The following is a 16,413-nucleotide window of genomic DNA, read 5'->3' as shown; positions in this document are numbered from 1 at the left end:
CGTTGCGAATTGGCCGAAAGTGGAATGCGAGGTTCCGGAACCGGTGACCGTCACACAAGCCGGACGGGCTTCTCCGGGCGTATGCCGGATTCGAGAAGCCAGGCCCGCAGGGGAGCCGGGTCGCCGTCCTCGACGAGGCTGAGGACGCGGGGGGTCAGGTCCGTGGCCCGTTCGCCCTTGATGAGGAGGGACGGGCCGTCGAGCCAGTCGAGGCCGGGGGTGGCTCCCGCGGTGTCCATGGCGGCGCAGCAGACCATCGCGGTGACGTGGTCCGCGAGCAACTCGCGGGCCGTTCTCGGTGGTTGGAGCGGGAAGAGCGGGAGCGTGGCTTCGTCCCAGAAGGCGGCGTCGGGGGCGGTTCGCTCCGTGGGGGTGGCGGCTGTGGCTTCCTCGCGGGCCAGTTCGGCGGTGAGGCCTGCGGCGAGGGTGGCCGTGCGTTCGTTTTCCGGCTCGGGTTCTTCGGCCTCGGCTCCGCCTTCGGCCCGGGTGTTCCCACCCGCACGGCCCGTGCTGCTTTCGTCGTCGAGTGCGGGTGGTCCCTGTGGGTGGGTCTCGCCGTCGGCGACTGCCGGGTCTTTCACGGGGAGATGTGGGCTCGACAGGTGGTCGAGGATTCTGGAGAGGGTGGGGCCGTCGGCGGGCGGGGTGCCGGGGTCGGGGGTGTGGCTGACGCCCAGGGTGTCGAGGACCCGGTGGAGGCGGGCCGCGTCGGTGCGCCATTTGCGGTCCACGACCTCCTCCGGGTACTCGTCCCAGTCGACCGGCGCCCAGTCGGGGCCGGACTCGGCGGGACCGCCGTGGAAGAGGCGGGCGGCGAGGAGTGAGGCCGCACCGTCCACCGCACCGGGCTCTTCCAGCAGGTCGCAGGCGGGGCGCTCACCGAGACGGGAGGCGAAGCCCTCGGCCAGACGGTCGCGACGGGAGAGTTCGGTGAGGGCCGCCACCACTCCCGCGTCCAGGCGGGAGGGCCAGCGGCCCATCCGCCAGGCGGGCAGCGCGACGCGGGTCAGCAGGCGGTCCCAGCCGGCGTAGGCCAGGCCCACCTGTTCCTGGGCGACGATCCTGAGGCCGTAGTCCACAGCCTGTGCACGCTCGGAGGCCGCGGCCGCCACGCCTCGCTCCATCTGCGCCGCATGCTCCCGGCAGCTGCGCAGCAGCAGGCGGGCCACCCAGCCGATGCTCGCGCACACCCCGCGGGTCAGGGGGCAGCGGCCGGGGGTCGAGCCGACGGCCACCGCCGCGTCCAGACCCCGTACGAAGCGGCGGGCCGCTGCTATGTCCGGATGGGCGGAGGGCCCCGTGCCGGCGACGACCGGAGCGAGGACCGCGCGCAGTTCGCCGACGCGCATCCACCACAGGAAGGGGGAGCCGATGACCAGGACCGGTGCGGCGGCCGTGCGCCGGTGGCCGCCCCGCATGCCCGCTATCTCGTCCCGTCCCGCAGCGGGGGGCGGGCCGTGCGCCGGGTGGGTGCGGTCCTCCAGCCAGCTGTCGCAGTCCGGGGTGAGCGCTATCGCCGAGGGGGCGGGGACGTCGAGCCGGTCGGCGAGGTCGCGCACCATCCGGTACAGGTCCGGGGCGGACTCCTCGGCGATCGGGACCGTCGGGCTGACGGCCGGGCGGGCGCGGGCGACGACCAGGGCGATGGCGCCCGCGGCGAGCAGGACGAGGACGGCGAGGGGGGTCATGGCCCAGCGGGCGGCGTGCCAGAACGGGCCCACCAGGTGGTCCGTGGAACCGCCGGCCAGCAGGATCACGGAGACCGCCGCGGGCAGCACCGCCACGGCCAGCGCCCTGCTGCGGATGCGCAGCACGGCGAGGGCCCTCGCGCGCGCGGCCTGCGCGCCCGCTTCCACACCCATGCCGGTACCGGTCACGGCCGGTCCTCACCCCCTCCCAAGCTGTCCTGGCTGCGCGGCTGTCCTGGCGTTGCTCACTCCCCCACTGTGGCACCCGCCACTGACATCGCAATGCCGGTGGGCCAAGTGCCGGACCGCTTGCGCCGCACCCTAGTTGGGGCCTCGGCCCACGTCAGCCGGATGGGGTATCGGTCACTCGATGGAATGGCTTTGGGGAGAGGTGGATGACGGAAAGCAAGGATCAGGCCTCTGGTCCCGAACCCGATCCGGAGCCCCGCCGCGAACGCGTCGGGCCCCGAATCCTTAGACGGATTCGGGGCCCGACGGGTTGGTCGGCGGGTGTGGACGCCGCGGTGGGATCAGGCGTTCTGCGCCGCCTTCGCCGCAATGTCCGTGCGGTGCTGGGAGCCGTCGAGGTGGATGCGGGAGACGGCCCGGTACGCGCGGTCGCGGGCCTCGGTGAGGTCCTTGCCGGTCGCCGTGACGGACAGCACGCGGCCGCCGGCGCTGACCACCGTGTCACCGTCCTGCTTCGTGCCGGCGTGCAGGACGTACGCGTGCGGGGCGTCCTGGGCGGCCACCTCGTCGAGGCCGGTGATCGGGTCGCCGGTGCGGGGGGTGCCGGGGTAGTTGTGCGAGGCGACGACCACGGTGACCGCGGCGTCCTCGCTCCAGCGCAGGGGCGGCAGGTCCTGGAGGGTGCCGTTCGCGGCGGCGAGCAGGACGCCGGCCAGCGGGGTCTTCAGACGGGCCAGCACCACCTGGGTCTCTGGGTCGCCGAAGCGGGCGTTGAACTCGATGACCCGGACGCCCCGCGAGGTGATCGCGAGACCGGCGTAGAGGAGACCCGAGAACGGGATGCCGCGGCGGCGCATCTCGTCGACGGTCGGCTGCAGGACCGTCTGCAGGATCTCCTCGACCAGCTTCGGGTCGGCCCACGGCAGCGGCGAGTACGCGCCCATGCCGCCGGTGTTCGGACCCTCGTCCCCGTCGAGCGCGCGCTTGAAGTCCTGGGCGGGCTGCAGCGGGACGACCGTCTCGCCGTCGGTGACGGCGAAGAGGGAGACCTCGGGGCCGTCCAGGAACTCCTCGATGACCACACGCTCGCAGGAGTTGGCGTGCGCCCTCGCCGCCTCGATGTCGGCGGTGACGACGACGCCCTTTCCGGCGGCGAGGCCGTCGTCCTTGACGACGTACGGGGCACCGAAGGCGTCGAGTGCCTCGTCGACCTCTTCCGGGGTCGTGCAGACGTACGAGCGTGCGGTGGGCACGCCCGCTCCCGCCATGACGTCCTTCGCGAAGGCCTTCGAGCCCTCGAGCTGCGCTGCCTCCTGGGAGGGGCCGAAGACCGGGATGCCCGCCTCGCGCACCGCGTCGGCGACCCCGGCGACGAGGGGTGCCTCCGGGCCCACGACCACGAGGTCGGCGCCGAGTTCGGTGGCCAGCGCGGCGACGGCCTTGCCGTTCAGGGCGTCGACCTGGTGCAGCTCGGCGACCTCGGCGATGCCGGCGTTGCCTGGGGCGCAGTGCAGCGCGGTGACGTCGGGGTCGAGGGACAGGGAGCGGCACAGGGCGTGTTCGCGGGCGCCGGTGCCGATGACGAGGACCTTCACGGGGGTCAGCCTAACGGGGGTTTTGTGCGGCGTGCCGAGTGGGAGGGGGACGGTGAGCTGTACGTTCCTCCAAGCAGTGCCGGGTGGTGGGGTTGCCGGACCTCGGGGCTGCCGCCCCTGGACCCCCGCTTTCGGCCTGAACGGCCTCGTCCTCAAACACCGGACGGGCTGGAGTGCCGTGACCGGCGGCCACGGCAAGGCCGTGCGGCCTACTCGTTCGTGAACTCCTCCACGACCGTTGCCCCCAGCTCGCGCACGATCAGTTCGTGGCCGGAGAGAGCCGATTCGTTGAGGTCGGGGTCGTCGTCCTCGGGGATGTCGTCCTCGGGGGAGACCGGGGGCGGGGGTTCCGGAGCCCTGGGCTGGGGGGTGGGTGCGGGGGTGGACTGGGCCGTCGGGGGCGGTGATGTGGGCGCGGGTGAGGTGGGGGGCGGAGGCGTCGCCGGGCGCTGTGGGGGCGTGCCGGTGCCGGTGCTGCCGTAGCCACCTCCGCCGTAGGAGCCGTTGGAAGGGGCGGGCGGCGGGGCCGAGCCGCCGGACGGGTCGACGATCGCCTCGATCTTCCACTGCACGTTGAACTGCTCGGCCAGCGCCTGGCGCAGTACGTCCTCGCTGCCGCTGCCGGCGAAGTTGTCGCGGGCGCCCGCGTTGACGAAGCCGAGCTGGAGGGTCGTGCCGTCGAAGCCGGCCACCTGGGCGTTCTGGCTGAGCAGGATCCAGGTGAAGCGGCGGCGGTTCTTGACGGCCTCCAGGATGTTCGGCCAGAGCATGCGGGGGTCCGGGCCGCCGCTCGGGGGCGCGTAGGAGGAGGCGGGGACGGGTGCCGCCGCTTGCGGGGCGGGCGTGGGCGCGGGTGCGGAAGCAGCCGGCGCGCTGGGCGTGGCCGGGGGCTGCCCGCCTGCCGGGGTTGCCGTGGGCCAGCCGCCGGGGCGTCGGCCGCCGCCCGCGGGGGCCGCGGTGGGCCAGGCTCCGGGAGCAGAGGCGGGGGCGGGGGTGGCCGGGGTCGGGGCAGGGGAGGCCGGGGCAGAGGGCGGCGGTGAGGCGACCGGGGCGGCAGGCTGTGCGGCGGTGGTGGGGGGCGCGGGGGCTGCAGGTGCTGCCGGGCCGGCCGGCGCGGCTGTGCCGGCACCGGCACCAGCGGTCGGCATGCCTGCCGATGGCGCTCCCGAATTCCGTACCGCCGCCCGAGCCGCAGCGGGGCCGCCGCCCGGCGGAACCGGGCCGCCTGCCGGACCGCCGACGGCCCCGGGCATCGGCCCCCCGTGCGCCTCGGGCCCCGGCACATAGCCCATGGCCGGTGCCCCGCCGCCCGCGGAGAAGTTCACGCCCCGCTCGATCCGGTCGAGGCGGGCCATCACCGAACGCTCGTCTCCGTACGCGGCCGGCAGCAGCACGCGCGCGCAGATCAGTTCGAGCTGGAGGCGGGGCGAGTTGGCGCCGCGCATCTCGGTCAGGCCCTCGTTGACCAGGTCGGCGGCGCGGCTGAGCTCGGCGGCGCCGAAGGTGCCCGCCTGGGCCTGCATGCGCTCGACGACATCGGCCGGGGCGTCGATGAGCCCCTTCTCCGCGGCGTCCGGCACGGCGGCGAGGATCACCAGGTCGCGCAGTCGCTCCAGCAGGTCGGCGACGAAGCGGCGCGGGTCGTTGCCGCCCTCGATGATGCGGTCGACGACCTCGAAGGCGGCGGCCCCGTCACCGGTCGCGAAGGCCTCGACGACGGAGTCGAGGAGCGAACCGTCGGTGTAGCCGAGGAGGGACGTCGCCATGGCATACGTCACACCTTCCTCCCTCGCCCCCGCGAGCAGCTGGTCCATGACGGACATGGAGTCACGCACGGAACCCTGACCGGCCCGGACGACCAGGGGCAGCACGCCGTCCTCGACCGGGATGTTCTCCTTGCCGCACACCTCGCCGAGGTAGTCGCGCAGCGTCCCCGGCGGCACGAGACGGAACGGGTAGTGGTGCGTCCGCGAGCGGATCGTCCCGATGACCTTCTCGGGCTCGGTGGTGGCGAAGATGAACTTGAGGTGCTCCGGGGGCTCCTCGACGACCTTCAGCAGCGCGTTGAAACCGGCCGACGTGACCATGTGGGCCTCGTCGATGATGTAGATCTTGTACCGACTGGCCGCGGGCCCGAAGAAGGCCTTCTCACGCAGTTCACGCGCGTCGTCCACACCACCGTGCGAAGCGGCGTCGATCTCGATGACGTCGATGGAGCCCGGTCCGTTGCGCGCCAGGTCGCGACAGGACTGGCACTCCCCGCAGGGCGTGGGCGTGGGTCCCTGTTCGCAGTTCAGGCAGCGGGCCAGGATGCGTGCGCTCGTCGTCTTGCCGCAGCCGCGCGGCCCGCTGAACAGGTACGCGTGATTGACCCGGTTGTTGCGCAGCGCCTGCTGCAGCGGGTCGGTTACATGCTCCTGCCCGATGACCTCGGCGAACGACTCCGGGCGATAGCGGCGGTACAGCGCGAGAGACGACACGCATACGAGGTTATAGGCGCCCACTGACAACGCGGGCCGCCCGGCTGCCGCGACGGGCGGCCCGACGAAACACAAGCGTCTTTTGACTGCCGTTTCGCAGAAACCGAACAGCCCTCACGTTTAAGTTGAATGCTCAAGTACAACAGCAAACGCACAGTGCCCCTGCCGCCCCTCTCCCCACACCCCCCACACCCCCCACACCTCGCAAGGACACTCATGCCCCTTTACTTCATTCGTCATGGCGAGTCCCAGGCGAACGAGCAGAACCGGTTCGCCGGACGGCTGGACGCCCCGCTCACCACGCTCGGCCTCCGCCAGGCCGAGCAGGCGGCCGAACGGGTCGCCGCCCTCGCGGCCGGCGGTATACGCATAGACGAAGTGCACACCTCCACCCTCCGCCGCGCCCAGGAGACCGCCCGGACGATCATCGACCGGCTGCCCGAACCCCCTGACCGGGTCACCATCGACGAGGCCCTCATAGAACGCGACTTCGGTGTCTACAGCGGCCGCAACAAGAGCCTGGTGAAGAAGACCATCGGCTTCGCCGGCTACACCGAGGCGTTCCACTCCCCGACCGGACGGCCGCCCGGTGGCGAGGCCTGGAGCGAGATGTACGCGCGCGTGGCCTCGTACTACGACGAGGTGCTCCTGCCCGCCTCCCGCGCGGGCCGCACCGTCCTGGTCGTCGCCCACAAGTACATCGTGGAGATGTTCGCGCTGATCGTCGCGGGCGCCCGCCCCGAGTCCTACCGCGACTTCAAGATCCCCAACGCCCGCCCGCTCTCCGAGGAGGACCTGCGCCGCGCTGTCGCGGCTCCGGCGGCGGCCGGCCTGCTGAACGACCTCGGCGAGATCGTGGAGATCCGCCTCCCGCTGCTGGTCGCCGCGGCGGCCCTGGCGGGGACGGTCGCCCAGCTCGCCCTGGGTGTACAGGTGCCTGCCTTAGTGTTCACGGTGACACTGACGGCCCTGCTCTCGGTCGGCTCCTTCTTCGCCATGCTCCGCGTCAACCCGCGCACCCTCCGCCGCCCGCTCGCCAGCCTCCACACGGCCTGGCCCCTGCTCCTGCCCCGCCTGACGCTGGGCCTGGTCCTGCTCTGGGCGGGCCACTCCCTCCCCCTGCAACTCGCCGGCCTCTTCCTCCTGCTCCCCCCGGCCCTGGTCGTACCCACTCTCTCCCTCCTCTGGGGAGGCGACTACTTCTTCGCCGTACGCCACACGGTGGCCGCCTCCCTGGCCCTCCCGGTGCTGCTGCTGGCGGGTCTGGCGCTACCGGTCATGCTGCCGGGGGGCGTGGCGCAGGCCCATACGCTCACCACCCTCGAACCGGCGCTGCTCACCTATGCGGCCGTACTGCTCGCCGCCCTCGTCCTGCCCGGCGCGTGCGCCCAGGCGCTGCGCCGGCGCGACCCGATCCGCGCGGGCGCCCTGAGCACCAACTGGAACTGGCTGGGCGGCCTCGCCCTGATCCCCCTGGCGGGCCTGGCCACGTTCGCGCTGACCCCGCCGACGGGCCTCACGGCAGCGCTCGTCACCCACCTGCTGCTGACGACCGCCGTCACCGCCGCGGCCCTGACGGCCCTCCGGATGCTCACAGCGCTCTTCCTCAGGCTGCGCCCGCACGGCAGCGGCCTCGGCCGCGACATGTTCATCACGCAGAACACGCCCAACGTCTTCCTGTGGCTCGCCATGACCGCGGTCCTCGCCCCCACGACCGGCCGCCATCCCTCGGTCATCGGCCTGGGCGTCGCGCTCGTCTTCTTCCTCGCGGTCTACGTCGACGAGCGGACCTTCCTCCGCGCCCACCGTCGCGATCTGTCCCCCGGAAAACACAAGACCCCCCACGCACCCGCCAGAGCCGACCTACCCTTGCTGCCTTCCGGCCCTGGGGGAGTTCAGTCAGATAGCGCCGCGTGAGGGGCTGAGCCCCACCTTACCCGATCGCCGGACGCCCGAACGAGTTCGCTAGCACCCTCCGACGTCATGTAATGTTTCCGGCGGAGGATTCGCCTAGAGGCCTAGGGCGCACGCTTGGAAAGCGTGTTGGGGGCAACCCCTCACGAGTTCGAATCTCGTATCCTCCGCAGCCGCCTGAACAGGCGAAACGAGGACCCCGGACCGCTTAGCGGCCGGGGTCCTCGGTGTGCCCTGGTCTCGGTTTTGGTCTCATTTATTTCCGGCAGTCAGGTCATTCTTCTCGCTCGACACCCCCGCTACGCCGCTCCGGCGAGCCGCGGTCGCAATGCCGCTCAAAGGAGCCACGGAGGCGATATGACGGCCACCGAGCACCGCCAGCACACCTGTGCCGCAGGACGGAGCCGCTCGACGAGTGCACTGGCCATCCACGTCCGCCCTACCAGCCCATTCCATGTCGCGCGCTGGCCGAGAGGGCCGGGCCGTTTGCGCGGGCCCGGCCCTCTGACGTTGCACTCAGACTCCGGCGACCGGTCCTCAGTCCCATCGCCTCGCGAACTCAGCTCCGGCCAGCAGGTCGCCGATCCGCACGATCGGATCATCGATTCCCATGGCCGCCATCACATCGGCGGGAAAGGCCACGTACTTTCCCTTCACCTTCGTGACACGGCAGGGAAAGCGGTCCGCCCTCACCAGTCCAGACGCCTTCGATGCATCGACCCCGAGGAGATCTGCCACCTTGCGTAGGGGCACTGGCTCGGCCAGCCACTGCGACAGTCGCCTTGTGCTCGGGCTCACTCCGCTTCCCTCTGCGGTCCGTCGAGTTCACCGGACTCACCCTCGGGCACCTGATGCGGGCCCGAGGCGAGGAACTCGTCCAAGAGTCCAAGGCGGTGCAAGGTAGCGCCCATGCGTTCGCCGCTGAGGCGCTCCCACAACAAAGGGTCCATCTCGTCGACCACCCTGATGTCCGACTCGTTGCGGATGGGCGAGTAGCCGTCATCAAATCGGCTCGCGCGGTCGACAAGGCTGTGCGGATCCGTCGTACGCTCGGCCGGATCAGCCCGTTCCACCGCCCACCCGGCCGCATGGGCAGATCGGACGACCTCGTCACGGACATCGTCACCTTCGACGGCCAGCGCCAGACCGTACAACGCACCGAACACCATGGCCGACCTCACCTCGGCGACATCGACGCAGAGCCTCCTCGACACTCTCCCGGCCGACTTCCGGAGGTAGGGGATGACGAAATACAGCGCGAGCAACTGGCTACGTTGAGCCAAGTTCGGCAGGTCGCTACGGGCATCGCGGCCTACGCACCGCCACAGCGCATCGCGAAGAGCAACGTCAGTGGCATCGCGCGCCGCTGCAGCCTTCGCCTCCGAGAGCGTGAGGTGCTCACCCACCGAACACCTCTCCCCGGGTGTATGCGGACAGACCAACTGTCTGCTGAGCAACTGCGAAACCTTTAGCTCGATCGACCTGAAGATGTCTGCCGAAGGCAGCAGGGACACGGCCCCTCCTCTTGTGGTTCCGTCGACGGCAGGAGGCTCACCGCCTCGAAGGGCAACTATCCGCACCAGCCGCCGCATGCGCTGGCGGGAGTGAACGACACGGGGTGACCGAGTGAAGCGACGTGACCCAGCGATCAACCGCGGGGAAGACTCCTGGGTCAACCATCCGCATTCCGAACCTGACTGGTTCAGCGACCCTGGTAAGGGCGCTTGCACCAGGAGTATGGTCTCCTGTATGGCGACGAAAAAAGTCACTGTGACGATCCCCGAAGATCTCCTCGACGAGATCCGCGCCGACGCGGCTGAGCGGGGACTTTCGGCGTATGTAGCCGAAGCACTGCGATTCAAGCGCGATCGGGACCGGCTGCTGGAGCTGGTCGACTGGCTGCAGGAGGAACACGGCCCGGTTACCGAGGACGAGCACGCGGCAGCACTCGCGGAACTGGAAGATCTCGACGCCGAGCACGAGCGCCGCCGCACCACCGGAGGACACAACGCCGGAGAGGCCGCGTGAAGAAGCGCGCCGGTGAGCACAGCCAGCGGCCACTGCGCGTCTTCGTGCTCGACTGCGAAGCCCTGTCCCTGGCCGTGCGCGGCGACCGGAAGATGATCGCCTGGCTCGACCTCGCGGCCCGGGGTGAAGCCGAGGTGGTGACGTCCCCGCTGACGCTGGTCGAGGCGTACGACGGCAGAACAACCGAACAGCGCTGGGACTGGGTGCTCTCCCGGTTGAAGGTCGCCGACATCGGAAAGGACGAGGCACGCCAGGCCCGGCGCCTCCTGGCTGACGCCAAGCTGCACGGTCACAAGTACGCGATCGATGCCGTGCTGGCTGTCATCGCACGCCAGCAGAAGGGGCAGGTCACCGTCTTCACCTCGGACGTGGACGACCTGGAGAAGCTCCTCCCGGACACCATCGTCGTCAAGAAGGTATGACCCGACGCCCTGGTCTCAGTTCTGGTCTCATTCATCCCCGTCCAGCACGGTCCACCGCCACCCAATGCCCCACTCCCGCCGCAGGTCAGGACGCCCCCGAGCGGCCTCGAACCATCAGACGAACATTTGGAAAGCGTGTTGGGGGCAACCCCTCACGAGTTCGAATCTCGTATCCTCCGCCAGTGCCTCACCGGGCACGATGTCGAAGGGCCCCACCGTTCGCGGTGGGGCCCTTCGACGTTGTCCGTCTCAGTTCTTCTTCGGAGGCCCCCAGAGGGCGTCGCCGACGTGCTGGGCGACCTTGCGCAGCAAAGATCCGGTGCCGTGCATGTAGCGAGCGCGCATGCGGGCCGCTTCCCCGGGCTCCCAGCCCATGATCGCGTCGACCACGACGTCCGGGTCCTGGCACGATCAAGCCGTGGCTGACCTGTCGAAGATCGCAGATCGTTTGGACGCCGTGATGGACCTGATGGGCCCGGTGATCGGCGTCATCCTGCTGGTGGTAGGCATTGACACGTACCGTGACGGTGGATCCGTGGGCTGGCCCATCGCGGGTGGGGCGCTGCTTGTGATCAATCTCTGGGTGGCCGGGCGCCGGCTCGCCGGCCGCAGGGACACGAATGCCTCGTCGTAGCGACGCGACACAGCCGCCCGCGACGCCAACGGCCGGTCGTGACAACTCCTAAAGCGGTGGTCCACTGCGGAGTTGGGCGTCGACGATCCGCCGCAGATCGGCGAACCGCTCGTCCTGCCGAGTGCCGCCTGCTAGATCACTCAGGGCGTACGCCGTATACGTGAACCCGTCCGTGGTGTGGAACTGCGCACCCCAATTGCCGAGGCTCACCGCGCTGACACGCGACCACGGCAGACGTTGAGTGCCCCAGGGATTCACCATGACGATCAGGTCCGTCTTGACTTCCAGGCGCACGCGAAGGAGCCCCCACCAAGCGAACAGGGCGAACCCCAGCGCGACGGCAGTGGCGATCCCCGCGGAGCCCGCGGAATGCGGGTCCGGATGGGAGAGCACGCCCAGCCAGGCGGACAGCGCCCCGCACGCCGGGCCGACAGCCAGCACGTAGCCCATCAGCCGGCCAGACCAGCCGACCCGCCACACACCAACAGTGCCGTCTCGCACGTCATCCACGTGCGAATGATCCCCCTCGTGCCGGAACCATGCCAGCGTCCCTGGGGCGGGGTACCTCTGCGGGCAGGCTGCAGCGGTCTCGGGCGTCGAACTGGGCGGTGCCTGCCGTGTGTTGCCGGTGGGTTCTGTTTCGGGGCGGCCTCACGGCGTCAGACGGTCAAGGCGAAAAAAATCTGTGGCTCTTCGCGGCAACCTTTTCGGCCTCTCGAACCACTGAGTGTTGTCCGGCCAAGTGGTCCGGTCCGATGCAACGGCTGAAAGAGAGCACAGGCGTGTCCCTGGAACGAGAGCACAGACATGTCCCCGGCCCACCCACGTCATCGATGGCGTCCCGCACCGACGGCGGCGTTCGCGGTGGCCGCCCGAAGCACCGTGGCCGTCGGTTGCTCGCGCGTCGGGGTCTGTGGGCGGGTCTCGCCACGGTGGTCGTGGCCGGCTCGGCTGTCGTGGTCAGCCAGGCTTCCGCGGAGCAGAAAACCCTGGATCTGAAGAAGTGGTACGTACTCGTCAACCGCAACAGCGGCAAGGTGCTGGACGACCGCGGCTCCGCCAAGAACGACGGCGCGGCGGTGGTGCAGTGGAGCCGTCATGGCGGCCCCAACCAGCAGTGGCGGTTCATCGACGCGGGTGACGGGTACTACCGGCTGCAGAACCGGAACTCCGGCAAGGTGCTGGACGACCTCGGTTGGTCGAAGACCGCCGGCTCCGCCCTCGTGCAGTGGAAAGACCTGAACGGCACCAACCAGCAGTTCAAACTGGCCAAGTCGTCGAACGGCTACGTGCGGTTGGTCAATCGCTTCAGCGGAATGGCTGTCGACGTCCACAACGCCGCCAGGACCGACGGGAGCGGTGTCGTCCAGAACCGCGACCGGGGCGGCGCCACTCAGCAGTGGCAACTCGTCCCGGCCGGGAGCGTCGGCAGCTCCGGTACGCCCACCGCGCCGAGCAGCAGCGTTCCCACCAGCCCGGCTCCGAGCAGCTCGCACCCGTCGTCGACGCCGTCTCCGACCGCCACCAACAGCAGCTCGACGAAGCGTTTCATGGGCAGCAGCACGGTGCTCATCGGCGGCTCGATGTCCGACGCCTCGGCGGCCGCCGCGCCGTTCGACGTGCGGTACGCCTATGTGCACAGCCAGCCCGCGCCCTCGTCTGACTACTACACGGCGGCGAAATGCCACGACGATTGGTCAGGGTGGTGGGGCTGCTGGAACGGCAGCACCACGGCACCCGGCACGTACGTGACCTGGCGGGACGACGTGGTGTCCCAGGCGACGTACAAGGGCAGCTCGCGCCCGCAGAAGATGCTGTGGACCTGGTACTCGTTGCGCGACCTCGGCGATGCGGCGGGCGAGGGCGACGGTCCGGGGGAGGTCAAGGCCATCAACCGGACCGACCTGCTCACCCGCTACCTGAACGACTACCGCTTCTTCCTCCAGAAGATCGGCAAGACGCAGGCCGCGATCGACCTCGAGCCCGACTTCTGGGGCTACGTCCGCTCGCTCGGCGATCCGCACCAGGTTCCCGCACAGGTGAAGAGCGCGAATCCGACGGACTGCGGATCGCAGGAGAACAGCGCCACCGGGCTCGCCCAGTGCCTGATCTCGATGGCGCACAAGTACGCGCCGAACGCCGAGGCGGGGATGCACCTCTCCTGCTTCGACTGGCAGACCAACACGCAGGCTTGCGTCAAGTCCTACGAGAGCTTCGGCGCGAAGAACGCCGACTTCCTGGCCACCGATGTGTCGGACCGTGACGCGGGCTGGTACGCACAGCCCGCCCACGGCGGCAGTGACCACTTCTGGACCGACCAGAAGGCCGCCGCCGCGCTGCAGTTCTACAAGACGATGGCCGAGTCCGTGGGCAAGCCGGTCGTTCTGTGGCAGATCCCCGTGGGCAACATGGCGCAGAACAACACCCTCAACCATTACAAGGACGACAAGGTCGACTGGCTCTTCTCACACATGGACCAGGTGGCGAACGCCCATGTCGCCGGCCTGTTCTTCGGTCCGGGGCAGCAGGAACAGACCACGGTCGAGTCCGACGGCGGAAACCTGATCAACAAGACCATCGCCTACCACAACTCCGGTGGCACAGCACTCAAGTAGGCGACCGTAGGCGAAGGTAAGCAAAGGTAGGCACAGGCACGAAAGCGCCCCCATCTCCCCGATGGGGGCGCTTCGTCATCTTCGCCGGGCCTGCGGTCTTCACCGGTCGGTACCGGCCACGCCGCGCAGGATCAGGAGCACACCCATCTGCCGGACAAGCCCCGCCGGGCCTCCGCCTGGTCCCCCGGTCCCCAGCTTCCCCAGCCCCCAGCCCCCAGCCCCCAGCCCCCAGCCCCCAGCCCCCAGCCCCCAGACGACTGGAACCCCACCCGACGTACGGGTGGGGTTCCTTGAGGCGGTGAGGCGGGTCAGCGCTGCAGGGTGAGGACACCCGGCCGGTACGGCAGTTGGTCGTAGGGGCCGGTCGCCGTGGGGGACTTGCCCTGGTAGAGGAACTGCAGGTGGCAGGGGTCGATGGTCATGGTCTGGTCGGGGTTGTTGCGGACCAGGTCGCCGTGGCTGATGTCGTTGGTCCAGGTGGCACCGCTGTTGGCCTTGCCCGCGAAGGGGTTGGACTCGGTGGCGGCCTGCGGGGTCCACGAGCCGCTCAGGCTGGAGGCCGTGAACGAGCGGAAGTAGCGCTGCTCATTGGCACCCCGGGCCTCGACGATCATGAGGTACTGGTTCTGGCCCTGGACCTTGTAGACCTGCGGCGCCTCGAAGAGGTTCTTCTCCGTGTCGCTCATGACCGTGGTGTACGACGAGCCGAAGCTGCCCGGGAAGTTCCCGATCGGCATGCTCGCCCGGTAGATCTTGCCGTTGTCACCGGCGAAGAACAGGTACATGTTCTGGCCGTCGGCGATCAGGGTCTGGTCGATCGGGCCCGTGCCGGAGCCCGGGATGCTGCCGGTGAACAGCGCCTGCGGCGCGGACCAGCCGTTGGGGTCGGTGGGGTCGCTCGACGTGCGGTAGACGAAGGGCGCCGCGCCCCACTGGGACGCCAGCACCCAGATCTTCTTGGGCGCGAAGTAGAACAGCGTGGGCGCCACCGCCTTCTGGCTCATGCCGGTCTGGCGTGCCGAGGCCATGTCCGCCCAGTTCGCGAAGGGGCTGAAGGCCATGGAGCCGTAGGACGATCCCGAGTAGTTCGTCCCGTAGACCAGGTGCTTGCCGTTGTACGTCACGGTGGTGAAGTCCTTCAGCGCGGCCCACCCGTTCGCCGGCTGCGCCAGCGGACCGGTCGAGTTCCACCGGTACGTCGACGGAAGAGCGCACGTGGCGTTCGTAGACGTGGGCGTTGTCGAAGTCGGCGTCGGCGTCGGCGTCGAAGTCGAAGTCGAAGTCGAAGTCGACGTCCTGAAGTTCCAGTGCTGGTTGGCGCCGCCGCCGTTGGAGTCCCAGATCTGGACGGGGGTGCCGTTGGCGGTCCTGCCGCCGGGGGTCTCCAGGGCTCGGCCGCTGGCGACGTTGGTCAGGGTGTAGGAGCCGTCGCCGTTCTTGGTGGCCTTCCAGTGCTGGTTGGCGCCGCCGTTGGAGTCCCAGACCTGCGTCTTCGTTCCGTTGCCGGTCTGGTTGCCCGGCTCGTCCAGGACCCGGCCGCTGGCGACGTTGGTCAGCGTGTAGGAGCCGTCGCCGTTCTTGGTGGCCCGCCACTGCTGGTTGGCGGCACCGCTGGCGTCCCACACCTGGAGCGGGGTGCCGTTGCCGTTGTATCCCGCGGGCTCGTCGAGAACGCGTCCGGCGGCCGCGCTGGAGAGCGTGTAGACGGTGCCGGAGGTGAGGCCCCCGTCCGCGGTGGTCCCGCCGCCGCCGCCGCTGCCGCTGCCGCTGCCGCCCAGGGCGGTCAGGACCGCGTCGTAGGCGGGCTTCTTGTTGCCGCTCGCGTCGAACAGCAGCGGGTTCTCACCGGTGCGCCACGAGTCGCTGTCCCTGATCCCCCACACCGTGATGCCGGTGCAGCGGGCGACGTTCATGCACGCCTGGACGGCGTTGGTGTACGCGGTGGCGGACGCCTGGGCGATGTCGAGTTCGGTGATCTGGACGTCCACGCCGAGCGCGGCGAACTTGGACAGGGTGGTCTGGAAGCTGGGCGGTGGGCCGCCTGCGCCGAAGTGGCTCTGGAAGCCGACGCAGTCGATGGGCACACCGCGGGACTTGAAGTCCTTGACCATCGCGTAGACGCCCTGCGTCTTGGCGTCGGTCCAGTTCTCGATGTTGTAGTCGTTGTAGCAGAGCTTGGCGGAGGGGTCGGCGTTCCGGGCGGTGCGGAAGGCCTCCTCGATGAAGCCGTTGCCCAGCACGTCCTGGAAGACCGAGCTGCGGTGCTGACCGCTGCCGCCGTCGGCGAAGGCTTCGTTGACCACGTCCCAGGCGTAGATCTTGCCCTTGAAGTGGCTCATCTCGGTGGTGATGTGGTTGTCCATCACACTGCGCAGGGTGTTGGCGTCGGTGATGGACTTGACCCAGGCGGGCAGCTGCGAGTGCCACACCAGGGTGTGGCCGCGCATCCGCTGACCGTGCGCGGAGGCGTGGGCGACGATCGAGTCGGCCGGCCCGAAGTTGAAGTTGCCGCGGGACGGTTCGGTGGCGTCCCACTTCATCTCGTTCTCCGGGGTGATCATGTTGAATTCCCGGTCGAGAATCGTGGAGTACGTCGAATCGCCGAGCCTGCCCGAGGACACTGCCGTACCGAAGTAGCGGCTGCTGCCGGCCGCCGCGGCCAGCGTGCGGTCGTTCGGCGTGTGTGCGGCCAGAGCGACCAGCGGTACAGCGGCACCCGCGGCGGCGATGACCACGGCGGCGGCGAGCACGCGACGGGTGGCCGGTCTGCGGCGATGAGAGCGGTTCTGATCTGACAACGGCATGTCCTTCTGGCACGACGGGCCTTGATCCGGCCTCGGTTACCGGG

Annotated in this window: 13 protein-coding genes, 1 tRNA gene, 1 other RNA gene and 1 pseudogene; 6 read left to right on the top strand and 10 right to left on the bottom strand. The window is 69.9% G+C overall.

The genetic code is table 11. The features are described 5' to 3' along the window. Window positions 1-50: 50 nt before the first annotated feature. The 3 genes from ACFY1E_RS09250 to ACFY1E_RS09240 all read right to left on the bottom strand — a co-directional run bounded on the left by ACFY1E_RS09250 (window position 51) and on the right by ACFY1E_RS09240 (window position 5,952). Window positions 51-1,862: a hypothetical protein gene (locus tag ACFY1E_RS09250; protein ID WP_389073380.1), complete on the bottom strand. Its 1,812-nt coding sequence runs from the start codon at window positions 1,860-1,862 to the stop codon at window positions 51-53. Window positions 1,863-2,218: 356 nt separating this feature from the next. After that, window positions 2,219-3,472 carry a phosphoribosylamine--glycine ligase gene (gene purD, locus ACFY1E_RS09245; RefSeq protein WP_389073210.1) on the bottom strand — a complete coding sequence of 418 codons (1,254 nt, stop codon included), beginning with the start codon at window positions 3,470-3,472 and terminating at the stop codon, window positions 2,219-2,221. Between the two features lie 209 nt (window positions 3,473-3,681). Continuing rightward, window positions 3,682-5,952 (bottom strand): DNA polymerase III subunit gamma and tau, encoded by a 2,271-nt coding sequence (locus ACFY1E_RS09240; protein WP_389073207.1) that lies wholly within the window; start codon window positions 5,950-5,952, stop codon window positions 3,682-3,684. A 129-nt stretch (window positions 5,953-6,081) separates the two neighbouring features. On the opposite strand from ACFY1E_RS09240, the pseudogene ACFY1E_RS09235 reads away from it, so the two are divergent. Then, window positions 6,082-6,666 (top strand): annotated as a pseudogene (locus tag ACFY1E_RS09235) (histidine phosphatase family protein); the annotation flags it as partial. A 555-nt stretch (window positions 6,667-7,221) separates the two neighbouring features. Here ACFY1E_RS09235 and ACFY1E_RS09230 read toward each other — a convergent pair. Further along, entirely contained in the window at window positions 7,222-7,758 is a 537-nt protein-coding gene (locus ACFY1E_RS09230) for a hypothetical protein (RefSeq protein WP_389073206.1), read from the bottom strand. 23 nt (window positions 7,759-7,781) lie between these two features. Continuing rightward, window positions 7,782-7,878: signal recognition particle sRNA small type (ffs, locus tag ACFY1E_RS09225), an RNA gene on the bottom strand. 73 nt (window positions 7,879-7,951) lie between these two features. Here ffs and ACFY1E_RS09220 point away from each other — a divergent pair. Next, a tRNA-Ser gene (locus ACFY1E_RS09220) sits at window positions 7,952-8,036 on the top strand. 367 nt (window positions 8,037-8,403) lie between these two features. On the opposite strand, the gene ACFY1E_RS09215 is transcribed toward ACFY1E_RS09220, so the two are convergent. Together ACFY1E_RS09215 and ACFY1E_RS09210 are read right to left on the bottom strand one after the other, a co-directional pair. Then, a complete protein-coding gene (locus ACFY1E_RS09215; protein ID WP_356029915.1) occupies window positions 8,404-8,664 on the bottom strand; it encodes a DNA-binding protein in 261 nt (86 codons plus the stop codon). Beyond that, window positions 8,661-9,380 carry a hypothetical protein gene (locus ACFY1E_RS09210; RefSeq protein ID WP_389073204.1) on the bottom strand — a complete coding sequence of 240 codons (720 nt, stop codon included), beginning with the start codon at window positions 9,378-9,380 and terminating at the stop codon, window positions 8,661-8,663. Before ACFY1E_RS09210 ends, ACFY1E_RS09215 begins: the two co-directional genes overlap by 4 nt. A gap of 235 nt (window positions 9,381-9,615) precedes the next feature. Here ACFY1E_RS09210 and ACFY1E_RS09205 point away from each other — a divergent pair, with 235 nt between their 5' ends. Beyond that, window positions 9,616-9,894 carry a CopG family transcriptional regulator gene (locus ACFY1E_RS09205; RefSeq protein WP_356029913.1) on the top strand — a complete coding sequence of 93 codons (279 nt, stop codon included), beginning with the start codon at window positions 9,616-9,618 and terminating at the stop codon, window positions 9,892-9,894. Continuing rightward, entirely contained in the window at window positions 9,891-10,316 is a 426-nt protein-coding gene (locus ACFY1E_RS09200; RefSeq protein WP_389073201.1) for a PIN domain-containing protein, read from the top strand. The genes ACFY1E_RS09205 and ACFY1E_RS09200 overlap by 4 nt, the downstream gene beginning before the upstream one ends. 249 nt (window positions 10,317-10,565) lie before the next feature. Here the strand turns inward: ACFY1E_RS09200 and ACFY1E_RS09195 are convergent, their stop codons facing one another. Continuing rightward, entirely contained in the window at window positions 10,566-10,706 is a 141-nt protein-coding gene (locus ACFY1E_RS09195; protein WP_389073199.1) for a hypothetical protein, read from the bottom strand. A gap of 28 nt (window positions 10,707-10,734) precedes the next feature. On the opposite strand from ACFY1E_RS09195, the gene ACFY1E_RS09190 reads away from it, so the two are divergent. Further along, window positions 10,735-10,950: a hypothetical protein gene (locus ACFY1E_RS09190; protein ID WP_389073196.1), complete on the top strand. Its 216-nt coding sequence runs from the start codon at window positions 10,735-10,737 to the stop codon at window positions 10,948-10,950. Between the two features lie 48 nt (window positions 10,951-10,998). On the opposite strand, the gene ACFY1E_RS09185 is transcribed toward ACFY1E_RS09190, so the two are convergent. Then, complete coding sequence (locus ACFY1E_RS09185; protein ID WP_389073194.1) at window positions 10,999-11,460, bottom strand: hypothetical protein; 462 nt, start codon at window positions 11,458-11,460, stop codon at window positions 10,999-11,001. Window positions 11,461-11,783: 323 nt separating this feature from the next. On the opposite strand from ACFY1E_RS09185, the gene ACFY1E_RS09180 reads away from it, so the two are divergent. After that, on the top strand, window positions 11,784-13,565 hold the full coding sequence (locus tag ACFY1E_RS09180; protein WP_389073192.1) for an RICIN domain-containing protein: 1,782 nt from the start codon (window positions 11,784-11,786) through the stop codon (window positions 13,563-13,565). Window positions 13,566-13,873: 308 nt separating this feature from the next. On the opposite strand, the gene ACFY1E_RS09175 is transcribed toward ACFY1E_RS09180, so the two are convergent. Next, a complete protein-coding gene (locus ACFY1E_RS09175; protein ID WP_389073190.1) occupies window positions 13,874-16,369 on the bottom strand; it encodes a non-reducing end alpha-L-arabinofuranosidase family hydrolase in 2,496 nt (831 codons plus the stop codon). Between the last annotated feature and the right edge of the window lie 44 nt (window positions 16,370-16,413).

It is taken from the genome of Streptomyces sp. NPDC001604, from assembly GCF_042893475.1.
GTDB lineage: Bacteria > Actinomycetota > Actinomycetes > Streptomycetales > Streptomycetaceae > Streptomyces.
Note: the sequence above shows the minus strand (reverse complement) of the source record. Positions and strands in the feature narration are given on the sequence as shown.